We start from the raw sequence: 6,066 nt of genomic DNA, 5'->3' as shown, positions 1-6,066 counted from the left end.
GTTCAGCAGGAAAATAGACACAAAAGAAAAGTTTTTGGTATAATAAGAGTATGTACACAAAAAATGAAGAAGAGCTGCAAGCCTTAGGGGAATGCTTGGGTCATCTATTAGAAAAGAATGATGTTTTAATCTTAACTGGAGAACTGGGTGCAGGTAAAACGACCTTTACTAAAGGACTTGCTAAAGGTTTACAGATTTCTCAAATGATTAAAAGTCCAACCTATACTATCGTAAGAGAGTATGAAGGCAGACTGCCGCTTTATCATCTAGATGTTTATCGAATTGAAGGAGATGCGGATTCTATCGACTTGGATGAGTTTCTCTTTGGTGGTGGAGTGACTGTTATTGAGTGGGGAAATCTCTTAGGAGATGCCTTGCCAGATACTTATTTAGAGTTGGAAATTCTAAAAGAAGAAGACGGTCGCAGATTACATTTCCAAGCAAAGGGTTTGCGTGCAGAAAAACTCTTAGAGGAGCTTCAATATGGAGTATGAATTGCTCATTAGGGAAGCAGAGCCTAAAGATGCAGCTGAATTAGTGGCCTTTTTAAATCGTGTAAGTTTGGAGACAGATTTTACCAGCCTAGACAGAGATGGTATTCTCTTGACCAGTGAGGAGATGGAAATATTCCTCAACAAGCAAGCTAGTTCGGACAATCAGATAACCTTACTTGCATTTTTAAATGATAAAATTGCTGGTATTGTAAATATTACAGCTGACCAGCGTAAGAGAGTCCGTCATATTGGAGATCTCTTTATTGTGATTGGTAAGAAATATTGGAATAATGGATTGGGAAGTTTGTTGCTAGAAGAAGCGATAGAGTGGGCACAAGCAAGTGGCATTCTGCGTCGTCTCCAACTGACTGTCCAAACTCGTAATCAGGCTGCTGTTCATCTTTATCAAAAGCATGGCTTTATAATTGAAGGTCGCCAAGAGCGTGGGGCATATATAGAAGAAGGGAAATTTATCGATGTTTACCTGATGGGTAAACTGATAGATTAGTAGAAATATGGTTAAAAAAATTATTGGAATGGTGCTAGCTTTACTTTCTGTAACTGTAGTAGGAGCAGGTATTTTTGCTTATACTATTTATCAACAAGGGACAGAAACCTTAGCTAAAACCTATAAAAAAATCGGCGAAGAAACAAAGGTTATTGAAGCGACTGAACCTCTAACAATTCTGTTAATGGGAGTGGACACCGGAAATGCTGAACGAACTGAAACTTGGGTCGGTAGAAGTGATAGCATGATCTTGATGACAGTGAATCCTAAAACAAAAAAAACAACGATGATGAGTTTAGAGCGGGATATTCTGACCCGCATTGAATCAGGGAATGGTCAGGCTCATGAAGCGAAACTGAATTCAGCATATGCAGATGGTGGAGCAGAGCTTGCTATAGAAACCATTCAAAAAATGATGAATATCCATATTGATCGCTATGTGATGGTCAACATGAAAGGGTTGCAAAAACTAGTGGATGCAGTAGGTGGTATTACAGTCAATAATACCCTAGGTTTCCCAATTTCTATCAGTGACCAAGAAGAATTTAATACCATTTCTATCGGTGTTGGGGAGCAACATATTGGGGGAGAAGAAGCCCTAGTCTATGCACGAATGCGTTACCAAGATCCTGAGGGAGATTATGGTCGTCAAAAACGTCAACGTGAAGTTATTCAAAAAGTCATGGAAAAAGCTCTCAGTTTAAATAGCGTTGGTCATTATCAAGAGATTCTAAAAGCTTTGAGTGACAATATGCAGACCAATATTGATTTGTCTGCAAAAAGTATCCCTAACTTGCTAGGCTATAAAGATTCATTTAAAACCATTGAAACTCAGCAGTTGCAGGGTGAAGGAGAGATGCTTCAAGGTGTTTCTTACCAGGTTGTTTCGAGAGCCCATATGTTGGAAATGCAAAATCTACTCCGACGTTCTTTGGGACAAGAAGAAGTTACCCAGGTCGAAACCAATGCGGTCTTATTTGAAGATTTATTTGGACGAGCACCTGTTAGTGACGAAGATAATTAACTTTCTTGATACAAATAAAAAATCAATCGTAGGAAAATTCCTGCGATTTTTTCAAAAAATACGAATAGATAGGTAGGAGGAAAGATGAAAGCAGAAATCATTGCTGTTGGAACAGAGATTTTGACAGGACAGATTGTCAACACCAATGCCCAGTTTTTATCGGAAAAACTAGCAGAGATTGGGGTAGATGTTTATTTTCAGACGGCTGTAGGAGACAATGAAGCTCGTCTCTTGTCTTTACTTGAGATTGCCAGTCAACGTAGCAGTCTGGTGATTTTGACAGGTGGTTTGGGGCCAACTGAGGACGATTTGACCAAACAAACTCTGGCTAAATTTTTAGGGAAAGAATTAGTCTTCGATCCTCAGGCTCAGGAGAAGTTGGATGTCTTTTTTGCCCAGCGACCAGACTATGCCCGAACACCGAATAACGAAAGACAAGCTCAAATTGTAGAAGGAGCGACTCCACTGCCAAACGAAACAGGACTGGCTGTGGGAGGAATATTGGAAGTCGATGGAGTGACCTATGTCGTCCTTCCCGGTCCACCAAGTGAATTAAAACCCATGGTTTTAAACCAACTTCTACCTAAGTTGATGACAGGGAGTAAGCTATATTCCCGAGTTCTTCGTTTCTTTGGAATTGGCGAGAGCCAGTTGGTTACGATTTTGTCTGATTTGATTGATAATCAAACAGATCCGACCTTGGCCCCTTATGCTAAGACAGGGGAAGTCACTCTGCGTCTGTCAACAAAGGCTAGCAGTCAAGAAGAGGCGAATCAAGCGCTGGATATCTTGGAAAATCAAATCTTGGACCGCCAGACTTTCGAAGGAATTTCTTTACGAGACCTCTGTTATGGTTATGGAGAGGAGGCTAGCTTGGCCAGCATTGTGGTAGAAAAACTGAAAAAACAAGGGAAAACTATCACGGCTGCAGAGAGTTTGACGGCAGGGCTTTTCCAAGCCAGCGTAGCTGATTTTTCGGGTGCTTCAAGTATATTTAAGGGTGGTTTTGTAACCTATAGCTTGGAGGAAAAATCAAAGATGTTGGATATTCCTGTCAAGGATTTGGAAGAACAGGGTGTGGTGTCTGCATTTACAGCTCAGAAGATGGCTGAGCAGGCACGAAGCAAGACCCAGTCTGATTTTGGAATTAGTTTGACTGGAGTAGCAGGACCAGATAGCCTAGAAGGGTACCCAGCTGGGACAGTCTTCATAGGCTTGGCTCAAGAGCAAGGAACTGAGGTCATCAAGGTGAATATTGGAGGTAGAAGTCGAGCAGATGTACGTCACATTGCGGTTATGCATGCCTTTAACCTAGTTCGCAAGGCTTTATTAAGTGACTAACTTTTGATATAATAGTAGATAGGTCTGAGGACCATTAGAATGTAGGAGAATAGAATGGCGAAAAAACCAAAAAAATTAGAAGAAATTTCAAAAAAATTTGGGGCAGAACGTGAAAAAGCCTTGAATGACGCTCTTAAATTGATTGAGAAAGACTTTGGTAAGGGTTCAATCATGCGTTTGGGTGAACGTGCCGAGCAAAAGGTGCAAGTGATGAGCTCAGGTTCTTTAGCTTTGGACATTGCCCTTGGTTCAGGTGGTTATCCTAAGGGACGTATCATCGAAATCTATGGCCCAGAGTCATCTGGTAAGACAACGGTTGCCCTTCATGCAGTTGCACAAGCGCAAAAAGAAGGTGGGATTGCTGCCTTTATCGATGCGGAACATGCCCTTGATCCAGCTTATGCTGCGGCCCTTGGTGTCAATATTGACGAATTGCTCTTGTCACAACCAGACTCAGGAGAGCAAGGTCTTGAGATTGCGGGAAAATTGATTGACTCAGGTGCTGTAGATCTTGTCGTGGTCGACTCAGTTGCGGCCCTTGTCCCTCGTGCGGAAATTGATGGCGATATCGGAGATAGCCACGTTGGTTTGCAGGCTCGTATGATGAGTCAGGCCATGCGTAAACTTGGCGCCTCTATCAATAAAACCAAAACAATTGCCATCTTTATCAACCAATTGCGTGAAAAAGTTGGAGTGATGTTTGGAAATCCAGAAACAACACCTGGTGGACGTGCTTTGAAATTCTATGCTTCAGTGCGTTTGGATGTTCGTGGTAATACACAAATTAAGGGAACTGGTGACCAAAAAGAAACCAATGTCGGTAAAGAAACTAAGATTAAGGTTGTAAAAAATAAGGTAGCTCCACCGTTTAAGGAAGCCGTAGTTGAAATTATGTACGGAGAAGGAATTTCTAAGACTGGTGAGCTTTTGAAGATTGCAAGCGATTTGGATATCATCAAAAAAGCAGGAGCTTGGTATTCTTACAAGGATGAGAAAATCGGGCAAGGTTCTGAGAATGCTAAGAAATACTTGGCAGATCACCCAGAAATCTTTGATGAAATTGATAAGCAAGTCCGTTCTAAATTTGGCTTGATTGATGGAGAAGAAGCTTCAGAACAAGATACTGAAAACAAAAAAGATGAGGCAGTTCAAGCAGATTCTGTGAATGAAGAAGTGACTCTTGACCTAGGCGACGAACTTGAAATCGAAATTGAAGAATAAGCTGTTAAAGTAGTGGAGAAATCCGCTGCTTTTTCAATTTTTGATTCAAGTTTTTAGATTATCTATAGTTTGCTGTTTCTTGTCGCTCTGCTAGAAAGCTGATATAATAGCCTTATGAATAAAAAACGAACAGTGGACCTGATTCATGGTCCGATTCTTCCCTCGCTTGTGAGTTTTGCCTTCCCAATCTTGCTGTCTAATATTTTTCAACAGCTCTATAACACTGCTGATGTCTTGATTGTTGGGCGATTTCTGGGTCAAGACTCCTTGGCGGCGGTAGGAGCGACGACAGCGATTTTTGACCTGATTGTAGGTTTTACTCTTGGTGTTGGGAATGGAATGGGGATTGTCATTGCTCGCTATTATGGGGCTCGGAATTTTACTAAAATAAAGGAAGCAGTAGCAGCCACCTGGATACTAGGTGCTCTTTTGAGCATTCTAGTGATGCTGCTGGGCTTTATTGGTTTGTATCCTCTCTTGCAATATTTAGATACCCCTGCAGAAATCCTTCCCCAATCCTATCAATATATTTCTATGATTGTGACCTGTGTTGGTGTCAGTTTTGCATATAATCTCTTTGCAGGTTTGTTGCGATCTATTGGAGACAGTCTGGCTGCGCTTGGTTTTCTGATTTTCTCTGCTCTGGTTAATGTAGTTCTGGATCTCTATTTTATTACGCAACTGCATCTTGGAGTTCAATCTGCGGGGCTTGCTACCATTATTTCGCAAGGTTTATCAGCGGTTCTCTGCTTTTACTATATTCGTAAGAGTGTGCCAGAACTTTTGCCTCAACTCAAGCATTTCAAATGGGACAAGGCCTTGTACGCGGATCTTTTGGAGCAAGGTTTGGCTATGGGCTTGATGAGTTCCATTGTGTCCATCGGTAGTGTGATTTTACAGTCTTCTGTTAATACCTTTGGTGCCGTAATTATCAGTGCCCAGACGGCAGCTCGCCGCATTATGGCCTTTGCCCTTCTTCCTATGACCGCTATTTCTGCATCTATGACGACCTTTGCTTCGCAGAATCTAGGCGCCAAGCGACCAGACCGCATTGTTCAAGGACTTCGAATCGGCAGTCGTTTAAGTATGTCCTGGGCAGTCTTTGTTTGTGCCTTTCTCTTTTTTGCCAGTCCAGCCTTGGTTTCCTTCTTGGCTAGTTCGACGGATGGATACCTGGTAGAAAACGGTAGTCTCTACCTGCAAATCAGCTCAGCCTTTTATCCTATTTTGAGCCTCTTGTTGATTTATCGCAATTGTTTGCAGGGCTTGGGGCAAAAGGTTCTTCCTCTGGTTTCCAGCTTTATCGAACTAATAGGGAAAATCGCTTTTGTAGTCTTGATTATCCCTTGGGCAGGCTATAAGGGTGTTATCCTTTGTGAACCCCTTATCTGGGTTGCCATGACCATCCAACTGTACTTCTCACTGTTTCGTCACCCCTTGATAAAAGAAGGCAAGGAAATATTGGCAACAAAAGTGTT

At 41.9% G+C, this 6,066-nt stretch carries 6 protein-coding genes; all 6 read left to right on the top strand.

Annotated elements, in window-relative coordinates; translation table 11 throughout:
- Positions 1–50 precede the first annotated feature (50 nt).
- A complete protein-coding gene (gene tsaE, locus WKI42_RS09245) occupies positions 51–494 on the top strand; it encodes a tRNA (adenosine(37)-N6)-threonylcarbamoyltransferase complex ATPase subunit type 1 TsaE (protein WP_368081770.1) in 444 nt (147 codons plus the stop codon).
- On the top strand, positions 484–1,002 hold the full coding sequence (locus WKI42_RS09240) for a GNAT family N-acetyltransferase (protein WP_262081338.1): 519 nt from the start codon (positions 484–486) through the stop codon (positions 1,000–1,002). The genes tsaE and WKI42_RS09240 overlap by 11 nt, the downstream gene beginning before the upstream one ends.
- Positions 1,003–1,009: 7 nt before the next feature.
- The gene (lytR, locus tag WKI42_RS09235; RefSeq protein ID WP_368081769.1) at positions 1,010–2,026 is read left to right on the top strand and encodes a glycopolymer--peptidoglycan transferase LytR; all 1,017 of its coding nucleotides are present in this window, start codon (positions 1,010–1,012) and stop codon (positions 2,024–2,026) included.
- 84 nt (positions 2,027–2,110) lie between these two features.
- The gene (locus WKI42_RS09230; protein ID WP_368081768.1) at positions 2,111–3,367 is read left to right on the top strand and encodes a competence/damage-inducible protein A; all 1,257 of its coding nucleotides are present in this window, start codon (positions 2,111–2,113) and stop codon (positions 3,365–3,367) included.
- Positions 3,368–3,421: 54 nt separating this feature from the next.
- A complete protein-coding gene (gene recA, locus WKI42_RS09225) occupies positions 3,422–4,588 on the top strand; it encodes a recombinase RecA (protein WP_172922280.1) in 1,167 nt (388 codons plus the stop codon).
- Positions 4,589–4,702: 114 nt separating this feature from the next.
- On the top strand, positions 4,703–6,066 hold a 1,364-nt coding region (locus tag WKI42_RS09220), incomplete at its 3' end, for an MATE family efflux transporter (protein ID WP_368081767.1).

It is taken from the genome of Streptococcus pseudopneumoniae, from assembly GCF_038148935.1.
GTDB classification, from domain to species: Bacteria; Bacillota; Bacilli; order Lactobacillales; family Streptococcaceae; genus Streptococcus; species Streptococcus pseudopneumoniae_U.
The sequence above is the reverse complement of the archived record's forward strand: the minus strand, read 5'-3'. Positions and strand labels throughout refer to the sequence as shown.

Bases quoted from the DNA above. Each gene is read 5' to 3' on its own strand.
- tsaE (WP_368081770.1), top strand. From the start codon at position 51: ATGTACACAAAAAATGAAGAAGAGCTGCAAGCCTTAGGGGAATGCTTG.
- WKI42_RS09240 (WP_262081338.1), top strand. From the start codon at position 484: ATGGAGTATGAATTGCTCATTAGGGAAGCAGAGCCTAAAGATGCAGCT.
- lytR (WP_368081769.1), top strand. From the start codon at position 1,010: ATGGTTAAAAAAATTATTGGAATGGTGCTAGCTTTACTTTCTGTAACT.
- WKI42_RS09230 (WP_368081768.1), top strand. From the start codon at position 2,111: ATGAAAGCAGAAATCATTGCTGTTGGAACAGAGATTTTGACAGGACAG.
- recA (WP_172922280.1), top strand. From the start codon at position 3,422: ATGGCGAAAAAACCAAAAAAATTAGAAGAAATTTCAAAAAAATTTGGG.